Below are 20,261 nucleotides of genomic sequence, written 5' to 3'. Positions count from 1 at the left end.
AGTAGAATTTATTTGCGCTTTATCTATCTTTTTATATCAAGCAATTTATAATCGACCAAATAAGGAGAAAACCATGCAAAAAAAGGAAATTAGTTTAAAGCAAGTTCAAGAGCCAACCATTTTTCCAAATATCGCGCCAACGTTTTTAACGGATGATACGATGAATATGCGAAAAACCAAGTTGTTAGATCGAATGAAAGCAGAGAATTTTGATGTACTTGTTATTTATGCAGATAAAGAACATGGTAGCAATTTCGAATATTTAACGGGCTTTATTCCACGTTTTGAAGAAGGCTTATTAGTTGTGGAAAGCTCTGGAAAATGCACGGCTATTTTAGGGAATGAAAATTTAAAGTTGGCTCCTTTTTCGCGTATACCAGTTGAGCTAGTTCATAGCCCGCTTTTCTCGCTTCCGAATCAACCTATGGATAATGATGGGGCTCTTGAAACGATTTTTGAAAGGGAAGGGCTTCATCAAAAAGGTAAAATTGGGATAGTTGGTTGGAAGATGTTCACTAGTAAAGTGAATGATTCGAGGAAGTTGTTTGATGTCCCGTATTTTATTGTGCATGCAGTCATGAATGTGGCTTCTCATCAAGCGGAAGTATGTAATGCAACGTATCTTATGATTGGTGAAAATGGGGTACGTACGGTGAATAATGCAAACGAAATAGCGCATTATGAATATGGTGCGAACTTGGCTTCCAGTTGTATGTTAAATGCGATGAATCGCATTGAAATTGGAAAAAAAGAATCAGAACTTGGGGAAGCTTTATCAGCGGAAGGGCAAAATCATTCGGTTGTGACAATTGCTGCAACAGGGAAGCGTTTCGAAATGGCTAATATTTATCCAACGCATAAGCCGCTTAACTTGGCGGATCCATTATCCCTCACGGTAGGATATAAAGGGGGGTTATCTAGTCGAACTGGTTTTGTTGTTCAAAATGAGGAACAACTGCCGAGTGAGCAAAAGGATTATTTGGATAGAGTTGCAAAACCGTATTTTCGCGCGGTAGTAAGCTGGTTAGAGGAAATTAAAATTGGGATGAAGGGAAGAGAATTATATCAACTGGTTGAAAACGTCTTTCCTAAAAAGGATTATCACTGGCATTTAAATCCCGGACACCTAGTTTCGGATGAAGAATGGATGTCATCTCCCGTTTATAGCGACTCGAATCAAATCTTAAAAAGTGGCATGATTTTTCAAATTGATATCATTCCTTCTATTAAAGGCTACACGGGAGTAAGTGCAGAAGAATGCGTAGCGTTGGCAGATGAAAAGTTGCAAAAAGCAATCAAAATGGAATATCCAGCATTATGGGACCGAATTTCTGCGAGGAAGAGTTATTTAATAAATGAATTAAATATTGAACTCAGTCAAGATGTTATTCCGCTTTCGAATACTGTAGCTTATATGCGGCCATTTTTCTTGGCTAAAGATCAAGCGTTTCAAGTGAAAAACTAACACAAAGCAAACCGGCTATGTTAATTTAGCCGGTTTGTTTGATTAGAAAATAAATGATATAGAATTATATGTGAAAAAGGTAACAACCGTGTTATACTAAAAAAGGTAAAAACAAAAACGGAGGGAAAGTCATGAAAAAGAAATGGTTAGCTGCGCTTAGTTTAATTTTGACCGTCATTCTAGTTATTGCTGGTTGCGGGTCAAACGCTGACAAGGCCAAAGAGAAAAAGGAGAGTAAATCTGAGAAGACGGAAGCAAATTCAGGTGCGTCTGAGGCGAGTTATACAGAGCTTAGTAAATTAAAGAAAAAATATGATATCGTCATCGTTGGTGCTGGCGGTGCAGGAATGACGGCGGCTCTTGAAGCAAAGGAAAAAGGCATGAATCCAGTGATTTTTGAAAAAATGCCTGTTGCCGGGGGAAACACTTCTAAAGCGTCTTCTGGAATGAACGCATCTGAAACGAAATTTCAAAAAGAGCAAGGAATTAAGGATAGCAATGATCTTTTTTATGAAGAAACGCTTGCTGGTGGACATGGAACAAACGATAAGGCGATGCTCCGCTATTTTGTAGATCATTCTGCGAGTGCGATTGATTGGCTAGATAGTAAAGGAATTCGTTTAAATAACATCACGATTACAGGTGGCATGAATGAAAAACGGACGCATCGGCCAGAAGATGGATCGGCTGTTGGACAGTACTTAGTGGATGGATTGCTTAAAAATGTCAAGGAAGAACAAATTCCTATTTTTGTAAATGCCAACGTAGTCGATATTTTGGAAAAAGATGGACAAGCAGATGGTGTGAAAGTACGCTTTAATGATACAACAGAAAAAACGGTTCACAGTTCAGCGGTTGTTGTGACGACTGGCGGATTTGGTGCGAGCAAAGAAATGATCGAGAAAGCGCGACCTGATCTTAAAAATTATGTGACAACAAACCAAGAAGGAAGTACCGGCGATGGGATCAAGATGATTGAAAAACTGGGCGGCACAACGGTTGATATGGATCAAATTCAAGTGCACCCGACAGTACAACAAGATAAATCTTACTTGATTGGTGAAGCCGTTCGAGGAGAAGGGGCTATCCTTGTTGATAAGGATGGGAAACGTTTTGTAAATGAAATGGATACACGTGATAATGTAACGGCAGCAATTAATAAGCTCGGAGATAAGTCGGCGTATTTAATTTTTGATGCAGGTGTGAAAGATCGCGTGAAGGCAATCAAGCAATATGAAAAAATGGGCGTTGTGAAAAAAGCGGATTCGGTTGAAGCTTTGGCAAAAGAAATTGATATGTCAGGCGACACGCTCGAAGCTACTGTAGATACTTGGAACCAAGCAGTGAAAGACAAAAAGGATACAGCATTTAACCGGACAACGGGGATGGACCATGATTTGTCGAAAGCGCCATTTTATGCAATCAAAATTGGACCGGGAATTCACTACACAATGGGTGGCGTTAAAATCAATACGAATACAGAAGTCCTTAATAAGGACGGGAAACCAATTCCTGGTTTGTTTGCAGCCGGAGAAGTAACTGGTGGCTTGCACGGAGAAAATCGAATTGGTGGAAACTCGGTTGCGGAAATTATTATTTTTGGTCGTGAGGCGGGTGTGAAATCTGCTGAATTTGTAGAGAAAAATTAATTTTAGTAGGGAGACCTCTTTTTCTTGCGAGAAGAAGGGGTTTTTGCTTTAGGCATATTAGTTGAAATGATTGGTCATTTATTTGTATACTTAAAACAATTTTGAACGAAAGAAGTGTGTATGATGCGTGAAAATAATAATTTTGAAGAGATTTTAACGGGAAGGCGCTCTGTGCGTGTTTATGATGAAAACGTGAAAATTTCTAAGCAAGAAATGAAACAAATCCTTGAAGAAACGGTGCTCGCGCCGTCATCTGTCAATATGCAGCCTTGGCGTTTTGTGGTTGTGGAAAGTGATGAAGCAAAGAAAAAGCTTCGACCATTAATCCGTTTTAATACACGACAAAATGATACTTCCGCGGCGATGATTTTGATTTTTGGAGATTTAGAATGCTACGCTTATGGGGAAGAAATTTACAATCAGGCTTTTCAAGCGGGAAAAATGCCAGAGCAAATTAAAAATGAGCAGCTAGAAACGATTATTCCGCTTTATGAGAGTTTAAACAAGCAAGAAATGGGTCGAATTGTGACGATTGATGGGAGTCTTGCCGCAATGCAGTTGATGCTTGTTGCACGCTCTTATGGCTACGATACAAATCCAATTGGTGGGTTTGAGCAAGACCAGTTAGCTGAAGCTTTTGGACTGGACAAGGAACGCTATCTTCCTGTAATGATTTTGTCCATTGGTAAAACGAAGGAACCGGGATTTGAATCAGTTCGTTTACCAGTTGATAAAATTGCGGAGTGGAAATAACGGGAGAAGGGGAATAGCTATGTCGCTTATTTCGAGTATTCTTTGCGTTATCGTCGCATTAGAACACTTTTATATTTTTTACCTAGAAACGATAGTGCCGGCTTCAGCAAAAACAGCGAAGACTTTTCAAGTATCGCAAGACTTTACAAAAGATAAGATGGTTCAAACGCTTTTTAAAAATCAAGGTGTTTACAATGGGCTGTTTGGCATCGGCTTATTGTATGCCGTGTTTTTATCGGAAAATAGTTTTGAAATAGCCACGTTGTTTATTTGCTTTGTCATTGTTGCAGCGCTTTATGGCAGCCTAACAAGCTCCATTTCCATTTTGTTCAAACAGGGTGGTCCAGCCATTTTGGCACTTATCAGTTTGCTTCTTTTCCATTAAAAAAACCGCAAGTTGCTTGTTTAGCAGCTTGCGGTTTTTGGATTATTAAAGGGTATCTCCATTTGTTTCGATCACGTCTTTATACCAATAATAACTCTTCTTCGGAATTCGGGTCATCGGATCAGCATCAGAAACATCGCGATCGACATAAACAAAGCCATAGCGTTTTTGATAGCCGTTTAGCCAGCTGAGAAGATCTGTGAAGCTCCATGTGCAGTAGCCGATTACTTCGGTGCCATCACTGATAGCATCACGGATGGCGCTCACATGGCTTGCTAGATAATCAATCCGGTAATCGTCATTCACTTCGCCATTTTCAAGTTTATCAAATTCACCAAGTCCATTTTCGGTAATTAAAACAGGCAAATCATAGCGACTTGTGATCCGACGAAGGGCAATTTGAAGTCCCTTTGGATCGATCGTCCAATCCCAATTTGTCGTTGCAACAAACGGATTGACAACCTTTTTATAAAGCCCTTCAACGCCAGTTTCCTTGGCGGTTCCTTTCTTGCCGGTATTGTTGATTTCATTGCTCATTCCAACACCATCTAGCGGGTTATAAGCAACTGTTGCTGATTGATAATAGTTAACGCCCATAAAATCAGGTTTTGCCCGCTTCAAAAGTTCCATATCGCCAGGCCTGATTTCAGGTGCTAAACCGTTTTCTTCCAAGTAGTGCATGATAGCACGTGGATAGCGGCCGTATGCGTAGACGTCCATCCAGAAGTAACTGTTCAATTCTTCTGCGTCATCTGCTGCTTGGACATTTTTTGGGTCGGTATCAATTGGATAATGCGGCGTATAAGCAAAACTTGGCCCGATTTTGCCATCTGGAACGAGCTCATGAAAAGCTTCGATCACGCTTGCGTTTGCTAAATTGGCAATATGATTGACAGCGTACATACGCTTCATGTCAGAAACCTTCGGCGGGTGCAGCGCTTGGCCGTATCCCATCCCCACAAAAATGTTTTGTTCATTCAAGGACACCCAGTATTTCACACGGTCCCCGTATCGCTTAAATAAGGTTTTCGCATAATGCGTAAAGTCGGCAATCACTTCGCGGGATTCCCAACCCCCATATTCATCAAAAAGAGCTTGGGGAATATCCCAGTGATAAATCGTTACGAGTGGTTCGATATCATATTTCAGTAGTTCATCGATTAAGTTATCGTAAAACGCCAGTCCAGCTTCGTTTACTTCGCCTTTTCCTTGTGGGAAAATCCTTGACCAGGCAATCGAGAAACGATAAGCTTTGAGCCCCATGTCTGCCATAAGTTTGACGTCTTCTTTGTAGCGGTGGTAGTGGTCGACCGCTACATCTCCCGTCGTTCCTTTATAAGTTGCGCCAGGAATGCGCACATATTCGTCCCATACGGATGGCCCTTTACCATCCTCGTCCCATGCACCTTCAATTTGATAAGCCGCTGATGCGGAACCCCATAAAAATTTAGACGGGAAACGCTTGCGAGTCTTGTGTTCCATAATTATCCCTCCTGCATTCACATTTTTACTAAAAAATTGAACATCTCTCTTTTAAAGTATAGCCTTTTTTATTCTGAATGGAAAGTAATAATTCACAAATTCGTCACACATAGCTACTGACTTTTAGTGTATAATCAGGAGGAAATTTGAAAAAAGGGAGGATTTTACTTTTGGGTTTTGTAGAAGCTTATAAATCGTTTTGGCGAAATTATGCAAATTTTTCGGGGCGCGCATCAAGATCTGAATACTGGTATACCGTTTTATGGAACGGCATGATTTCGGCTATTTTTTACATACTAGCTCTGATTTTTGGCCTTTCCACTTTTCTTGCTTTTGCTGCATCGATGGGAGAAACGGAAGTATCAGGTGTAGCTGCCATAGGGCCACTTCTAACCATCGGCATCATTTTTTGGCTGTACGGGATTGCCATCTTGATTCCATCACTTAGCTTGTTGATTCGCCGCATTCGAGATACTGGCAAAAGTCCGTGGTTGATTTTTTTGACGTTTATTCCATTTGTAGGTTCTATCATTATTTTGGTATTGACACTGTTACCAAGTGAATATGCAGATTTTGATGCCGATCCATATGGGTATTAAAAAAGAACGTGCCGAGTTAGCACGTTCTTTTTGGTTATTTTTCAAAAATGAATTTATCGAAGGCAACAGCGACCCCGTCTTGATTATTGCTTGCCGTTACAAAATCTGCAAGCTCTTTTAACTTAGGAATCGCATTGCCCATCGCAACTGCTGTTCCGGCATATTCAAGCATCGTTGTGTCATTTTCATGGTCACCAATACACATCACTTCATCTTGTTTGATATGAAGAAGTTCAGCTAGTTGGTGTACTGCGTTTCCTTTACTAGCATCTCGGTTGAGCACTTCGAGATAAAAAGGAGCACTTCGCACTAAGTGATATTTATCATAAAAATCGGCAGGTAACTTTTTGATTCCCGCTTCAAGCGTCTCTTCTTCATCAATCATCATCGCTTTCGAAACCTTAAAGTCATCTGGAACACGTTCAATTTCTTCATAAATAAGTTGGCTGTTCGTTAAGTAGGCTTCAACCACCGTATATTTGCCAATATAGCGGTTTGGCGTGTAAAGTGCAGATTCATCGAAAAAGTGCATGTGGAGACCAGCTTTTTCAGCAGCATCTGCCACTTCCACCAAGTCACCCTTAGTTAGCGTAAGGTGCGAAACGACCTCCTTACTGAAAGTGTCTTGAACAAGCGCCCCGTTGAAACTAATGACATAATCGCCTTCTTCGCGAAGTTTTAGTTCGGATAGATATTGTTCTACGCCAACAAGCGGACGTCCCGTGCAAAGAACCACTTTCACGCCGCGCGCTTTCGCCTTTTGGATTGCCTCATTCACTTTTGGTGTAACCTCATGATGGTCATTTAAGAGTGTGCCGTCGATATCAATTGCTACTAATTTAATCATTTCATGCGTCCTCCATCTAAATTTCATACGTGTTCAGTATAGCACAGTTGGGATGAGGATTGAAACTTAGATGAAAATATGGCAAACTGGGTTGGAGAGAATCTTTAAGAAGAGAGTGAAACGATGAAGAAAAGCTACCACGTGAAATTTTTAATGAATAAAGAAACAGACATTGATCTTGCAGAAGCGGTATGCAAGAAATGCGAGGATTACTATGTACTCGAAGCAGGGCGGGCGGCGACGCGCGAAGATGCGGCGGCTGTCATTTTGGAACTCCCTGAAGGCAAGACGCGCTATGATAAATTTACGATGGCCATTTTAGACGAAGCGAATGCGCCGATTGGACTGATTGATGTCGTCGCTGACTATCCAAAATCCGGCGAATGGATCATTGGGCTCTTGCTACTTGTACCAGAAGCGCGAAATAGCGGAATGGGACATGTTCTCCACGAAGTCATCCGCGAATGGGCACAAGATAGTGGGGCAAACTCACTTCGTGTTGGCGTACTCAAATCGAATGAATCTGCGGCAGGATTTTGGCGTCATCTTGGTTATGAGCACCAAGGGGAAAAGACCATCCAAATCGGTGGACGCGAGAACGAGGTAGAAGTTCTCACACGTGAAACTAAAAAGGCTTAATCTGAAAGTTTCTTGTAAGTAGAAAGGAGACGATTTTATGAAAGCACGCGTGACAGTTTTGACGCTTGGGGTAGCGGACCTTGAGCGGGCGGTGACGTTTTATCGTGACGGTTTGAAATTCGCGACGGAAGGAATCATCGGGCAAGAATTTGAGCACGGGGCAGTGGCGTTTTTTGATTTGGAATCAGGAATGAAGCTCGCCCTTTGGAAACGTGAGGATATTGCTTATGATTCTGGCGTTCAGGCGCAGAATCCGAATCCAGCAGAACTGACGCTTGGCCACAATGTTTCGAGCAAGCTTGAAGTGGATCAGGTGATGCAAGAAGTGGAAAGTGCTGGTGGCACAATCGTTAAGTCTCCTCACGACACGTTTTGGGGAGGCTACTCAGGCTATTTTCAAGATCCGGATGGGCATTTGTGGGAAGTGGTTTGGAATCCAGAACTATCCGTTTAAAATTAAGACTAATCATAGAGCCAAAGAGATCTCTTTATTAAAAAAAGAATCTCTTTGGCTCTTTCGCTTTAATTTGAAAAAAAGTGCTCGATTTCATAAGAAACTTGAGGTTGTAATTCATCCTTTTGAATTTTATGCTGTAAATCCATTAACCATTCGACTTCAATTGTAAGATGCTTGATTGCATTTTGAATGATAAGTGACGTAATACTTTCACTAGGATTTTCATTAGATTGCTCGGCTTGTTCGATACTTCTTGTCAACTCTTTTTTAACCTTTTGACAGCGTGTATCTAATAGCTGCAACAACTTTTCTTTTTTGGCGTAATTGAAAAATAAAAGGGCTGGATAGATCACTTTATAGGAAAGAACATCTTTTTTAAAAACTTTTTCTAGTTCTTTTTCGATTTGCGCCCGTCCCGTTTCTGTAATTGCGTAGATCGTTTTGGTTGGGGTCTTCTCGTTTTCAACCACTTCAGAAACTTTTACAAATCCTCCTTTTTCAAGTGATTCAAATGCATAATATATTTTTGCGTCACTGATTTGAAATAAATAGTCCCATTTATAATGTTTTAAAAAGCGTTTAATATCATATGGGTGTACTTTATGATGGTCTAAAACGCCTAAAATGACAAGTTTTAATGACATACTGAATCCCCCATCTTCGAATTTTTACTTTTACTATATCATTGTTTTTAAGCGAATTCGAACAATAAGAAAAGTATATACTTTTTGACAACGATTTCAAGAAAACATATAATAAATAACATAGAAGGCAAGAGGAAAGGGTGTCACTTATGAGTAATTTGAAATGGGCTATCGTTGGACCGGGCGGAATCGCTCACCAATTTGCAGAAGCTATGGCAAAGGAAGGCCGCGAGGTGTATGCGGTTGGGGCTAGAAATAAAGAAAAAGGCGAAGCTTTCGCTAAGGAATATGGCATTGGGATTGTGTATGATGATTTTGATGCGCTTTTTGCAGATGACAAAATTGATGCGGTTTATATCTCGACTCCGCATTCGAATCACTATGAGTTTATGATGAAAGCTGTACAAAATGGTAAGCATATTTTGGTGGAGAAGGCGATTACGGTGAGTTCCCGTGAACTCGAGGATGTTCTCCGCGTTTCTCGCGAAAAAAAGGTTGTGGTTATGGAAGCTATGACCATTTTCCACATGCCGCTTTATGCGAAGCTGAAGGAAATCGCGGCGGAAAAAGAGCTTGGCGCATTGAAAATGATTCAAGTATCCTTTGGAAGTGCGAAGCCGAATGATCCAAGTAATCGCTTTTTCAGTATGGATCTTGCGGGTGGTGCACTGCTTGATATTGGGACTTACGCGCTTTCGTTTGCACGTTATTTCTTAAGTGAAAAGCCCACTGAGGTGCTTTCAACGATGAAAAGATACGAGACGGGTGTTGATGAGCAGTCTGGCATTTTACTTCGAAACGAAAAGGACGAGATGGCGGTTGTAAGCTTGACTTTCCGAGCAAAAATGCCAAAACGTGGGATCGTTGCTTATGAAAATGGTTATTTAACGGTAGAGGATTTTCCTCGTGCAGACCGGGCAACAGTAACGTTTACAAATGGCGAATCAGAGGAGATCACAGCAGGGGATACGGCTTCAGCTCTGCAATACGAAATTCGCGATATGGAAAAAAGTATTGAAAAAGGAGAGAATGCGCTTAGCGGGTTAACGGAAGATGTCGTTGAAATCATGACGAAAGTTCGTTCCGATTGGGGAATTGAATTTCCTTTTGAAAAATAAAATAGCTGTCACAGACCGGTTGCCAAAGTTTGTTTTGGTAATCGGTTTTTTTGATTTTGTTCTTGCTTTTTTTGAAGCAAGGGACGAAAGAAGCTTTTTTCAAAATAGTTTCTAGGAACGAAAGACCTAATTTTGTGAATGTGCACACTATCACTTTTCAACGAACGATATATTGTGCTATATTTAATGAGTAGATACCATATATAGAAAATGGGGGAGTCAATGATGTATAGCGAACAGTTAACAGATCAACAAGTTATTAAACGAGACGGTCGGAAAGTAACCTTTGATCTGATTAAAATCCGCAATGCTGTGGAAGCATCGATGAAAAGCATCCAAGTAGAAGATGATATCTTTTTGGAAAATGTTATCGTTTCGATTGTGAATGCTTTACCAAACGAAACAGAGCTTACGATTGATGAGATTCAAGAAACTGTGGAAAATGTTTTGATGAAATCAAGCTATCCTAGTGTTGCAAGAAGCTACATAGAATACCGCCATGACCGTGATGCGAAACGTGCCAATTTGACGGATATGACAAAAAGTGTGCAAAAATTGCTTGAAAAAGATGAAACGGTTGTAAATGAAAATGCGAATAAAGACGCAACGGTTTTCAATACACAACGTGATTTAACTGCTGGTGCCGTGGCAAAGAGTTATGCGCTTAAATATATGCTCCCAAAACACGTTGCGAATGCCCATTTAAAAGGAGATATTCATTTTCACGACCTTGACTATAGTCCGTATCATGCGATGACGAATTGTTGTTTGATTGATATTCGAGGCATGCTTCAAAATGGATTTACAATTGGGAACGCCAATGTGGAAAGTCCAAAATCGATTCAAACGGCAACAGCTCAAATCGCTCAAATCATTGCAAATGTGGCAAGCTCGCAATACGGCGGCTGTTCGGTCGACCGGATTGATGAAATTCTTTCTGATTATGCCAAGTTGAACTACGCGAAGCACGAAAAAGAAGCGCAAGACTGGGTTGTTCCAGAAAAGCAACAAGAATATGTAGAAAGCAGAACGAAAAAAGACATTTATGATGCGATGCAAAGTTTAGAGTATGAGATTAATACGCTTTATACAAGTAACGGGCAAACTCCTTTTGTGACACTTGGATTCGGACTTGGCGAGGACTGGTTTGCACGTGAAATCCAAAAAGCTATCCTGAATGTGCGGATTGGCGGAGTAGGAAAAGATAAGCATACGGCTATTTTTCCAAAACTAGTCTTCTCGTTAAAACGTGGAACGAATTTAGAAAAACAGGATCCGAACTACGATATTAAACAATTAGCGCTTGCTTGTTCAGCAAAGCGGATGTATCCAGATGTGCTGAGCTATGATACGCTCACTCGGTTGACAGGTGATTTTAAAGTGCCGATGGGCTGCCGCTCGTTTTTACCAGCTTGGAAAGATGAAGCAACTGGGGAAAATGTCAATGCGGGAAGAAATAATTTGGGCGTTGTGACGTTAAATGTACCACGGATTGCACTACAAAGCCGAGGAGACCAAGCTAAGTTTTGGGAAATCTTCCATGAAAGAATGAAGACGGTCAAAGATGCACTTTTATTCCGTTTAAATCGCGTTCGCGAAGCGCAGCCTGAAAATGCGCCGATTCTGTATAAATATGGAGCCTTCGGAAAGCGTCTTGAAGACGGTGAAAGTGTCGACCAACTCTTTGATCGTAACCGCTCTACGATTTCAATTGGATACATTGGACTTTATGAAGCGGCAACGGTTTTCTATGGTGGCGAATGGGAACAAAATGCCGAAGCTAAAACCTTCACTCTTGACATTGTTAAAGCTCTTAAAAAATACGCAGATAGCTGGAAAGAGGAGTATGGCTACTGGTTTAGTGTGTATTCGACCCCGAGCGAAAGTTTGACTGACCGATTTAATCGGCTGGATAAAGAGAAATTCGGCATCGTGAAGGATATTACGGACAAGGAATACTATCAAAATTCTTTCCATTATGACGTCCGCAAGAAAATTACACCGTTTGAAAAAATCGACTTTGAAAAAGATTATCCTGAATACTGCTCAGGTGGTTTCATCCATTACTGCGAGTATCCGAAACTCGTGCACAACACGAAGGCGCTTGAAGCTGTATGGGACTATGCATACGACCGAGTTGCCTATCTTGGCACAAATACGCCGATTGATAAATGCTATGAATGTGGGTTTGAAGGAGAATTTGCCCCAACGGAAGAAGGGTTCAAATGCCCACATTGCGGCAATACCGATCCAGAAAAAGCAGATGTCGTAAAACGAACTTGTGGCTATCTTGGAAACCCAATGAAACGCCCAATGGTGCACGGCCGCCATGTTGAAATTTCGAAACGCGTGAAGCACATGGAGCTTCGAGATGAATAACCCGGCTCCAAAAGAGTGGCAATCAAGCCGCTTAAGTTGTGGTTATATTGCCGACTATAAGCCCTTTAATTTTGTGGACGGGGAAGGCGTGCGTTGTAGTTTATATGTATCAGGCTGCCCGTTCCACTGCGAAGGTTGCTACAATAAAGCAGCACAGTCCTTCAAGTACGGCGAACCTTTCACAGAAGAGCTACTTGACCAAATTGTTGCAGACGTTGGACACGAAAGCGTACAGGGGCTGACGCTACTGGGCGGTGAGCCATTCTTAAATACAGAAACCTGTCTTACAGTTGTCAAGAAACTCCGGGAAGTCTACGGAAATTCGAAAGATATTTGGTCCTGGACGGGCTATACATTCGAGGAAATGCTACAAGAAACAGAAGACAAATTAGAACTGCTATCGCTCATTGATGTACTTGTCGACGGCCGGTTCGAGCAGTCGCTATTTGATCCAAACTTGGCATTTCGAGGCTCAAGCAACCAGCGGATTATTGATGTGAAGCAGACACTTAAAGCTGGAGAAGTTGTGCTGTATATAGAATAAACGGAAATTAAAAGGTGGGCGCCCCTGATCGGCGCCCACCTTTTTTGTGTCTAATAGATAGCGATGTTACTTAGTATCTTAAAAAAGCTCAAAAAATCAAAATTGTCATATTATTTACACAGACTTTATGTGATTTTACATGGTAGAATAAACAAAAAATAATCGAGAAGATAAAGAAGTTATTGTCGGTAGTATGAATGAGGATGATAGTCTTATCAGCACGTGGAATAGGGAAAAAGCTGATTACTGAAAGCAGAAAGTGTTTTGTGTCTTAAGGGTGGATACAAAATCTTGTTTGATGATGTTTTAAAGAGTGGTGAGATAAATCTTAAAAAACTTGTTATAAAACGAAAATAGTTAGTTATTATGCCATATGAATAATATTTGGAATATAGAATGTGATATTTGATTGTGCTGTGGACTGGATTTAACAATATATATCATAAATAAGAGTGAAATAAATTAGGAGGGTTTTTATGAAAAAGAGATTGGGTAAATTACTAATAGTATGCGCCTTTGCTAGTGTTTTGATACTAACTTTAACACCTGGAAAAGCGGAAGCTAAATACTATGGCAATGGTGTTTCTTGTAGTAAAAAGAAATGCTCTGTTAATTGGGGGCAAGCTTGGACAGAAGGAATCAAGCGTTGGGGGAATAATCTTTTTGGGAGTGTTAGTGGTTAAATATGAGTGATATAACAAAAAGTAAAGAACTTATTCATGATTTATATAATAAGTTGTCAAAACGGTCTGATCCTAGTAATGAGCTATTAGATATATTGGATGTTTTATATCAAGTGTATCTGAAAATTGATACTGTAAATAACCCCGAAGCTTACGTTCAGCGATTGGTTAATTATATTTATAGTGTAGGTCTCAAAGGGCGCCTTTATTTTCCAGAAGATGAAAATCGTTTGATTGCTGAACTTGGGATTGTCGGTCAGAAAGCGGGTTTGAACGGCTTGTATAAAGCAAATTACGGGGATAAATCTCAATTTTATAGTTATTTTGATGAGAATAAAATGCCTAGAAGTTAAAGAAATGATCGATTTGAAATAAAAAGACAGATATAGCTTGGAGAAGGGGCATTTATGTTTGTAATTTCAATTAAAGCTAGTTTGAACTATCCTTACTGGATTGGCTATTTCAATGCTTGCACTTGGGTGGAAATCATTTTTGCACTTCTTCCAATGAAGTTTAGAACGTACAAGTCAGATGGCTATCAAGCTTATCTCCTTTTCATGAAAAAGGAATCTCTTTGAAGCTAAAAAAGAGCCCCGCCGATTTACGAATCGGCGGGGCTCTTTCGGTATCCATATTTTTCTTAATAAAGCTCTGGACGTCTATCCTCAAAAATGGGAATGCGACCGCGAACTTTTTTTATTTCACTGAGGTCAATTGTCGTGTAGAAATTGCCTTCCGATTCATCTGCTTGAAGCAAAATTTCACCACGTGGACTCACAACGAGCGAATGTCCGCCAAATTCATTTTTGGGATCCTTCCCGACGCGGTTTACTGCTACTACAAATGCTTGGTTTTCAATGGCTCGCGCAATAGCTAGCTTTTCCCAGTCCTGAATGCGTTCGCTTGGCCATTCGGCTGCAATGAAGAGAACTTCGGCGCCGCGCGCGGTATGTGCGCGGAACCATTCTGGGAAGCGTAAGTCGTAACAAATGAAACCAGCCGCTTTTTTGTCGTCTAGTAAAAACAAATTCGTGTCGTTTCCTGCCTCAAGAAAAAGGTGTTCGTCCATCAACTGGAAAAGGTGTACCTTTTTGTAACTCGAAAGAAAGTCGCCATGCGCATCGAAAGCGTACATGACGTTTGCGAATTTGCCTTCGTCTTTTATAGAAACAGAACCACCAACAATGTTTAGTGAATGTTCAGCCGCAATTTCAGATAAAAATCGTTTCGTACGTTCGCCGTGACTGTCAGCAAGGCTGCCAAGTTCGGTTAAGGCGTATCCGGTATTCCACATTTCAGGTAAGACGGCAACTGTTGCTCCCTTTTCGGCTGCCTCAGCAAGTGCTCGCCGAACCCGTTTGAAGTTCGCCTCAGGCTCCCCGAACTCGATATCAATTTGGCAAAGTGCAATTTTCCACATGTAATGAATTCCCCCATTTTGTAAGCTAATCTTTTTTTAAGCGTCGTGCTAACACATTGCCAAACGATTGGAGGAGTTGCACCATAATAATCAAAATCACAATTGTCGCATACATCACAGTTGGTTCGAAACGTTGGAATCCGTATTGATATGCAATCGTTCCAAGTCCGCCAGCTCCAACAAGACCTGCCATTGCCGTCGCGCCAATTAAACCAATTGTGGCGATTGTTAAGCCGAGGACAATTCCTGATCTAGCTTCACGAATGATGACGTTCCAAATGATTTTTGTAGTTGAAATCCCCATCGCCTGGTAAGCTTCAATGACGCCGCGATCCACTTCAAGTAAAGCGGATTCCATTAGTCGCGCGATATAAGGCGCCGTGAAAAATACCAGTGGCAAAATAACACCCTTAACGCCAATTGTAGTGCCAACGACGAGTTTTGTAAATGGCAGAATCAAAAATAGTAGAATAATAAACGGCAGGGAACGCAAGATGTTAATGACCCAATTGAGTAGCGTATAAACGACTTTGTTTTCAGCTTGTCCACCTGAACGCGTCAAGATAAGCAGGATGCCAAGCGGAAGTCCAATTACAATTGCGATCACGAGCGTAATTGCAGTCATTTCAAGAGTTTCAAGAAAGCCAGTCCAAAGGGTCGCTCCCCATTCAGAAAAAAAGTTGCTCATTAGGAGGCCACCTCCCTGACAGTAATGCCTTTTTCAATTAAAAATTGAATGGCGCTATTATATGCTGCTTCTTCTCCTTTTAAATGAACAAGCAGTTTTCCAAGCGTGTCATTTTTTAAGTTTTCAATGCCGCCAGCAAGAATGCTTGGCAATACATCAAAATGACGAGATACGAGAGCAAGAGCGGGTTCATCTGTACTTTGCCCGACAAAATATAGAGAAACTAACTTACCCGTTTGTTTATAATGTTGAAGTAGCTCAGGCGGAATCTCGAAGCTTGCTTCTGAGCCGACAAATCGTTTTGTTGTTTCTTCTGCAGGATTTGTGAAAATGTCGAGCACGGAACCTGCTTCAACAATTTTTCCTTGCTCCATCACCGCAACTCGGTCACAAATTCGCTCGATTACTTCCAGTTCATGAGTGATTAGGAAAATGGTGATTCCTAGCGTTTGGTTAATCTCAAGTAACAGCTTTAAAATCGAATCTGTCGTTTCAGGATCGAGTGCGCTTGTCGCTTCATCGCTTAAAAGAATCTCAGGTTCGTGTGCGAGCGCTCGAGCGATTGCTACACGCTGTTTTTGTCCACCGGAAAGCTGGGCAGGATAATGGTCCTTTTTATCCGTTAACCCAACGATATTTAAGTATTTTTCGACACGTTCCTGAATCAATTGCTTTTCTAAACCTTCAAGTTTGAGTGGCAAGGCGACATTTTCATAAACAGTCGCCGTTTTTAAAAGATTGTAGCCTTGAAAAATCATCCCAATCTTGCGTCTTGCTTCCCGAAGTTGCTTGGCATTTAAACTTGCCAAGTCTTGTCCAGCAATTTTCACGGTTCCTGAGGTAGGTTTCTCAAGGAAGTTGATACAGCGGACAAGCGTACTTTTTCCCGCACCACTGTAACCAACAACGCCATAAATTTCTCCTTTTTCGATGTGGAGAGAAACCTCTTTGACCGCTTCAACCGTCGTTTCTCCGAGCTTGAAATTCTTCGATACGTTTGTTAGTTCAATCATAGAAACCCCTCCTAAAACGCTGGTACAACAGAACCGCTAAATTCTTTTTCAATAAATTGCTTCATATCTGCAGATTGGTAGATTTTTTTCAATTTTTCCACGATTTCATCTTCTTTATTGCTTGTTCTAACAACGAAAACGTTCGGATAAGGGTTGTTTTTCGTTGGTTCATGGTAAATCGAATCATCGTTGATTGTGAGGCCTGCACCCATCGCGAAGTTCGTGTTGATCGCTGCGGCTTTTACTTCTTTTAACTGGGCAGGAATCTGCGAAGCTTCAAGTTCAACGATTTCAAGATCAAGTGGATTTTCTGCTAAATCATTTTTCGTTGCTTTTTCTTCCACACCTTTTTTGAGCTTCAAGACACCAGCATCTTCAAATAACTTGAGCGCCCGATATTCGTTTGAAGGATCATTCGGAACAGCAATTTTATCGCCTTTTTTGAGTTCTTTTACCGATTTTAGTCCCTCGGAATAAATCCCCATCGGAAATGCAACCGTCTTAAAGGCAATGGAAAGCTTGTAGCCTTTGTCTTTTTTCTGCGTTTCTAAAAACGGAATGGTTTGATAATTATTGGCATCTAAGTCACCATCATTTAGTGCAGTGTTCGGTGTATTGTAATCATCAAACGTTTTAATTGTGATATGTAAATTGTCTTTTTTGGCTAACTTTTTAGCTTCTTCAGCGATTTGTTGATGTGGCCCGCCTGTCACGCCAATTGTAATTTCATCTGTTGCTAGCGCCTCGTCTTTTTTATCCCCTCCGCAAGCTGCGAGTGAGAATAAGGCAACTCCTGTTAAAATTCCTGCTAAACTTCTTTTTGTCCACTTTTTCATTGTCATTTCCTCCCAAATTGATAGTTTAGGCCATAAAAAGGACTTCTCTAAAAGATTAGAGAAGTGAATACAAAAGTGGATTCGCTTCTCTTATCTTTCAAACTGATACCACGTCAGTTTGCTGGAATTAGCACCTTCACTTTAAAAAAAGTTAGGTTGCCGGGCGTCGCAGGGCCAGTCCCTCAGCCGCTCTTGATAAGAGAATTCAGTTTTAATAAAACCTGTTGCAAAACAATATACCAAGATTAAAATACTTTGTCAATGGTTTTTAAAATTTTTTATAACCAGACTAGACAAAATTGCCGGAAAACTTTATGATGTTTATCAAACTGAAAGTGGGGATGAACATGAAACAAGCAAAACGACTTCAAAATTTACCAGAACAATTTTTTTCCAAACTTGTGCAAGATGTGAATCAAAAAATACGGGAAGGTGTAGATGTTATCAATTTGGGGCAAGGGAATCCTGACCAGCCCACGCCAGATCACATTGTTAAGGCTCTTGCGCGCGCTGCTGAAGACCCGCAAAATCACAAGTATTCGCTGTTTCGCGGTAAGCCTGAACTGAAGCAAGCGGCTGCGCATTTTTATCAAAAAGAATATGGGGTTTCGCTTGATCCAGAGACGGAAATTGCGATTTTATTTGGCTCAAAGGCAGGGCTTGTCGAATTGCCGCTTTGTTTTTTAAACAAGGGCGATTTGATGCTATTACCTGACCCGGGTTATCCGGATTATTTATCTGGGATTTCGCTTGCAGATGCACGTTTTGAGACGATGCCTCTACGTGAGGAAAATCAATTTTTACCGGATTATCGTGAAATAAATGCGGAAAGTCTGGAACAAGCCAAATTGATGTTTTTAAATTATCCGAACAATCCAACCGGAGCGGCAGCAACAAGTGCATTTTTTGATGAGACGATCCAAGTGGCGCGAGAAAACAAGATAGGCGTTGTGCACGATTTTGCATATGGAGCAATAGGCTTTGAAGCAGAAAAACCTGTAAGTTTTCTTGGAAGCGAAGGAGCGAAAGATGTCGGGATCGAGCTTTATACGCTTTCGAAAACGTATAATATGGCCGGATGGCGTGTGGGCTTTGCTGCGGGAAACCGGGAAATGATCGAGGCAATTAATCTACTCCAAGATCATCTTTACGTCAGCTTGTTTCCGGCGATTCAAGATGCTGCTTGCGCGGCACTTTTGGATTCCGGGGAAGCTGTACGAAAGCAAAATGACCTATATCGCTCGCGGCGAGATGCTTTTTTTAACGCGGCTCAAAAAATTGGTTGGCAAGGTTCGGCGCTGGCAGGTTCTTTTTTCGCATGGATGAAAGTTCCAGCAGGGTTCACAAGCAGTGGCTTTGCGAAGTTCTTGCTTGAAGAAGCTGGTGTTGCGGTGGCAGATGGAAGCGGCTTTGGCACATTTGGTGAAGGCTACGTGCAGATTGGCTTACTGGTTAGTGAGGCGCGTCTCGAAGAAGCGGTGAGGCGAATTGACGAGCTTGCGATTTTTCAAAAACCAGAAGAAAATTTCATAAAAAGTTATTGACTCGATTTCGGAAATGTGGTTTAATTAGTAGGTGCCTGTTTGAAGGTGCTGAAAGGTTCCGTGGTGTAGGGGTTAACATGCCTGCCTGTCACGCAGGAGATCGCGGGTTCAAATCCCGTCGGGACCGTAAAAAAGAGGACGTAAATCCAGTGGATTTACGTCCTCTTTTTGCATTGCGCCAGCCCATTTACGCTGTAATAATTCAGAAAATTTGTGGCTTGTGTTATAATGGGTACAGGTGATTCTAAAAACGTTTAGAGCCTCGGTGAAAAATGGTGAACCGGGGAACACCATTTGATAGACGCACTTTATGAAATCCATATTTGGGAGGACTGTGTAACATGTCAGAGAAAAAAGTATTAGTTGTGGATGATGAGAAACCAATTGCAGATATCGTTAAATTTAATTTAAATAAAGAAGGATTCGATGTTTACTGTGCTTATGACGGAGATGAAGCGCTTGAGCTTGTCGAAGAAGTGCAGCCGGATTTGATTTTATTAGATATTATGTTGCCAGGAAGAGATGGCATTGAAGTTTGTCGAGAAGTTCGGAAAAAATATGATATGCCAATCATCATGGTAACGGCGAAAGATTCTGAGATTGATAAGGTACTGGGACTAGAACTTGGTGCAGATGACTATGTAACAAAACCGTTCAGTAATCGGGAGCTCATTGCCCGTGTGAAAGCTAATTTACGTCGTCACAGCAAAATTAGTTCGCAAGCTGCGGAGGAAAACGAAAATAGCGAGCTTGAAATTGGCTCACTCGTGATTCATCCGGATGCGTATGTGGCTTCAAAACGTGGTGAAACAATTGAATTAACACATCGTGAGTTTGAACTACTACATTACTTGGCGAAGCATATGGGGCAAGTCATGACTCGTGAACATTTGTTGCAAACGGTATGGGGCTATGATTATTTTGGAGATGTGCGAACTGTTGATGTAACGGTTCGGCGCTTGCGTGAGAAAATTGAAGACAATCCAAGTCATCCAGCTTGGCTTGTGACGAGGCGTGGCGTTGGGTACTATTTGCGTAATCCAGAACAAGAATAGTGTAGTAACAAAAATGGAGATGTTGAGGGGGAGGACTGATTTAAGCAGTCTTCCTTTTTGT

22 protein-coding genes, 1 tRNA gene and 1 riboswitch are annotated in these 20,261 nt (G+C 41.2%); of the genes, 16 read left to right on the top strand and 7 right to left on the bottom strand.

Features of this window, described 5'->3' with window-relative positions; all coding sequences use genetic code 11:
* Positions 1-73 precede the first annotated feature (73 nt).
* The 4 genes from HB912_RS07935 (at position 74) to HB912_RS07920 (ending at position 4,252) form a co-directional block, all read left to right on the top strand.
* A complete protein-coding gene (locus HB912_RS07935) occupies positions 74-1,465 on the top strand; it encodes a M24 family metallopeptidase (protein WP_185373584.1) in 1,392 nt (463 codons plus the stop codon).
* Positions 1,466-1,596: 131 nt separating this feature from the next.
* Positions 1,597-3,114: a flavocytochrome c gene (locus HB912_RS07930; RefSeq protein WP_185373582.1), complete on the top strand. Its 1,518-nt coding sequence runs from the start codon at positions 1,597-1,599 to the stop codon at positions 3,112-3,114.
* Between the two features lie 123 nt (positions 3,115-3,237).
* Entirely contained in the window at positions 3,238-3,867 is a 630-nt protein-coding gene (locus HB912_RS07925; RefSeq protein ID WP_185373580.1) for a nitroreductase family protein, read from the top strand.
* Positions 3,868-3,886: 19 nt separating this feature from the next.
* Positions 3,887-4,252 carry a DUF1304 domain-containing protein gene (locus tag HB912_RS07920; protein ID WP_185373579.1) on the top strand — a complete coding sequence of 122 codons (366 nt, stop codon included), beginning with the start codon at positions 3,887-3,889 and terminating at the stop codon, positions 4,250-4,252.
* A gap of 45 nt (positions 4,253-4,297) precedes the next feature.
* Here HB912_RS07920 and HB912_RS07915 read toward each other — a convergent pair whose 3' ends face one another.
* Positions 4,298-5,734 (bottom strand): glycoside hydrolase family 1 protein, encoded by a 1,437-nt coding sequence (locus tag HB912_RS07915; RefSeq protein ID WP_185373577.1) that lies wholly within the window; start codon positions 5,732-5,734, stop codon positions 4,298-4,300.
* A 170-nt stretch (positions 5,735-5,904) separates the two neighbouring features.
* Between HB912_RS07915 and HB912_RS07910 the strand changes: the two genes are divergently transcribed.
* Positions 5,905-6,333: a DUF805 domain-containing protein gene (locus tag HB912_RS07910; RefSeq protein ID WP_185373575.1), complete on the top strand. Its 429-nt coding sequence runs from the start codon at positions 5,905-5,907 to the stop codon at positions 6,331-6,333.
* Positions 6,334-6,367: 34 nt separating this feature from the next.
* Here the strand turns inward: HB912_RS07910 and yidA are convergent, their stop codons facing one another.
* Positions 6,368-7,180: a sugar-phosphatase gene (gene yidA, locus HB912_RS07905; protein ID WP_185373573.1), complete on the bottom strand. Its 813-nt coding sequence runs from the start codon at positions 7,178-7,180 to the stop codon at positions 6,368-6,370.
* A 123-nt stretch (positions 7,181-7,303) separates the two neighbouring features.
* Between yidA and HB912_RS07900 the strand changes: the two genes are divergently transcribed.
* Positions 7,304-7,819 carry a GNAT family N-acetyltransferase gene (locus HB912_RS07900; RefSeq protein ID WP_185373571.1) on the top strand — a complete coding sequence of 172 codons (516 nt, stop codon included), beginning with the start codon at positions 7,304-7,306 and terminating at the stop codon, positions 7,817-7,819.
* A gap of 37 nt (positions 7,820-7,856) precedes the next feature.
* Positions 7,857-8,273 carry a VOC family protein gene (locus tag HB912_RS07895; RefSeq protein WP_185373569.1) on the top strand — a complete coding sequence of 139 codons (417 nt, stop codon included), beginning with the start codon at positions 7,857-7,859 and terminating at the stop codon, positions 8,271-8,273.
* 68 nt (positions 8,274-8,341) lie between these two features.
* On the opposite strand, the gene HB912_RS07890 is transcribed toward HB912_RS07895, so the two are convergent.
* Complete coding sequence (locus HB912_RS07890; protein WP_185373567.1) at positions 8,342-8,920, bottom strand: PadR family transcriptional regulator; 579 nt, start codon at positions 8,918-8,920, stop codon at positions 8,342-8,344.
* 149 nt (positions 8,921-9,069) lie between these two features.
* Here HB912_RS07890 and HB912_RS07885 point away from each other — a divergent pair, with 149 nt between their 5' ends.
* The 6 genes from HB912_RS07885 to HB912_RS07860 all read left to right on the top strand — a co-directional run bounded on the left by HB912_RS07885 (position 9,070) and on the right by HB912_RS07860 (position 14,222).
* On the top strand, positions 9,070-10,038 hold the full coding sequence (locus HB912_RS07885) for a Gfo/Idh/MocA family protein (RefSeq protein WP_185373565.1): 969 nt from the start codon (positions 9,070-9,072) through the stop codon (positions 10,036-10,038).
* Between the two features lie 225 nt (positions 10,039-10,263).
* Positions 10,264-12,417, top strand: coding sequence for an anaerobic ribonucleoside-triphosphate reductase (nrdD, locus tag HB912_RS07880; protein ID WP_185373808.1), 2,154 nt, complete (start codon positions 10,264-10,266; stop codon positions 12,415-12,417).
* A complete protein-coding gene (gene nrdG, locus HB912_RS07875; protein WP_185373563.1) occupies positions 12,410-12,961 on the top strand; it encodes an anaerobic ribonucleoside-triphosphate reductase activating protein in 552 nt (183 codons plus the stop codon). Before nrdD ends, nrdG begins: the two co-directional genes overlap by 8 nt.
* Positions 12,962-13,437: 476 nt before the next feature.
* Positions 13,438-13,644: a leucocin A/sakacin P family class II bacteriocin gene (locus HB912_RS07870; protein ID WP_185373561.1), complete on the top strand. Its 207-nt coding sequence runs from the start codon at positions 13,438-13,440 to the stop codon at positions 13,642-13,644.
* 2 nt (positions 13,645-13,646) lie between these two features.
* Positions 13,647-13,997: a bacteriocin immunity protein gene (locus HB912_RS07865; protein WP_185373559.1), complete on the top strand. Its 351-nt coding sequence runs from the start codon at positions 13,647-13,649 to the stop codon at positions 13,995-13,997.
* A 54-nt stretch (positions 13,998-14,051) separates the two neighbouring features.
* Complete coding sequence (locus tag HB912_RS07860) at positions 14,052-14,222, top strand: hypothetical protein (protein ID WP_185373557.1); 171 nt, start codon at positions 14,052-14,054, stop codon at positions 14,220-14,222.
* Positions 14,223-14,284: 62 nt separating this feature from the next.
* Here HB912_RS07860 and HB912_RS07855 read toward each other — a convergent pair whose 3' ends face one another.
* From HB912_RS07855 to HB912_RS07840, 4 genes are read right to left on the bottom strand one after another with little or no spacing between them, the layout of a single operon-like run.
* Positions 14,285-15,064, bottom strand: coding sequence for a carbon-nitrogen family hydrolase (locus HB912_RS07855; protein ID WP_185373555.1), 780 nt, complete (start codon positions 15,062-15,064; stop codon positions 14,285-14,287).
* Positions 15,065-15,089: 25 nt separating this feature from the next.
* Complete coding sequence (locus HB912_RS07850; protein WP_185373554.1) at positions 15,090-15,752, bottom strand: methionine ABC transporter permease; 663 nt, start codon at positions 15,750-15,752, stop codon at positions 15,090-15,092.
* The gene (locus HB912_RS07845; protein ID WP_185373552.1) at positions 15,752-16,765 is read right to left on the bottom strand and encodes a methionine ABC transporter ATP-binding protein; all 1,014 of its coding nucleotides are present in this window, start codon (positions 16,763-16,765) and stop codon (positions 15,752-15,754) included. Before HB912_RS07845 ends, HB912_RS07850 begins: the two co-directional genes overlap by 1 nt.
* An 11-nt stretch (positions 16,766-16,776) precedes the next feature.
* Positions 16,777-17,601 carry a MetQ/NlpA family ABC transporter substrate-binding protein gene (locus tag HB912_RS07840; protein WP_185373550.1) on the bottom strand — a complete coding sequence of 275 codons (825 nt, stop codon included), beginning with the start codon at positions 17,599-17,601 and terminating at the stop codon, positions 16,777-16,779.
* 87 nt (positions 17,602-17,688) lie between these two features.
* Positions 17,689-17,803, bottom strand: a riboswitch (SAM riboswitch).
* Positions 17,804-17,948: 145 nt separating this feature from the next.
* On the opposite strand from HB912_RS07840, the gene HB912_RS07835 reads away from it, so the two are divergent.
* The 3 genes from HB912_RS07835 to yycF all read left to right on the top strand — a co-directional run bounded on the left by HB912_RS07835 (position 17,949) and on the right by yycF (position 20,200).
* The gene (locus tag HB912_RS07835; RefSeq protein ID WP_280529513.1) at positions 17,949-19,145 is read left to right on the top strand and encodes a pyridoxal phosphate-dependent aminotransferase; all 1,197 of its coding nucleotides are present in this window, start codon (positions 17,949-17,951) and stop codon (positions 19,143-19,145) included.
* Between the two features lie 54 nt (positions 19,146-19,199).
* Positions 19,200-19,272: transfer RNA gene (locus HB912_RS07830), tRNA-Asp, on the top strand.
* Between the two features lie 214 nt (positions 19,273-19,486).
* Positions 19,487-20,200 (top strand): response regulator YycF, encoded by a 714-nt coding sequence (gene yycF / locus HB912_RS07825; RefSeq protein WP_036070213.1) that lies wholly within the window; start codon positions 19,487-19,489, stop codon positions 20,198-20,200.
* The last annotated feature ends 61 nt before the right edge of the window (positions 20,201-20,261 follow it).

Source organism: Listeria aquatica (assembly GCF_014223975.1).
GTDB lineage: Bacteria > Bacillota > Bacilli > Lactobacillales > Listeriaceae > Listeria > Listeria aquatica.
The sequence above is the reverse complement of the archived record's forward strand: the minus strand, read 5'-3'. Positions and strand labels throughout refer to the sequence as shown.